This is a genomic window from Chryseobacterium sp. MHB01 (assembly GCF_034651565.1).
In the GTDB taxonomy this organism is placed as follows: Bacteria; Bacteroidota; Bacteroidia; order Flavobacteriales; family Weeksellaceae; genus Chryseobacterium; species Chryseobacterium nepalense.
In genome coordinates this window covers 1-319 of sequence record NZ_JAYEDA010000058.1, presented here as the reverse complement: position 1 = coordinate 319, position 319 = coordinate 1, and the positions used below count along the sequence as shown (strand labels likewise).

The following is a 319-nucleotide window of genomic DNA, read 5'->3' as shown; positions in this document are numbered from 1 at the left end:
GGTTACTGTTCTACTCACTGTTGCGGTACATCCATTGGCATCAGTGATGATTACCGTGTATGTTCCGGCAGCTAGTCCTGTTCTGTCTTCCGTTGTGATTCCTCCACCCCAGTTGAATGTATAAGGTGCTGTTCCTCCTGCTGGAGTCAAGTTGATCGCTCCATTAGAAGCTCCGTTACATGCTACGTTTGTTACTACCGTTGTTCCGCTTACTGCACTTGCTGGCTGCGTTACTGTGGCATTAACTGTTGCGGTACATCCGTTGGCATCAGTGATGATTACCGTGTATGTTCCGGCAGCTAAACCTGTTCTGTCTTCT

1 pseudogene is annotated in these 319 nt (G+C 48.3%); it reads right to left on the bottom strand.

The window, feature by feature from the left end:
- A pseudogene (locus U9K52_RS21240) lies at positions 1-319 on the bottom strand (SprB repeat-containing protein); the annotation flags it as partial.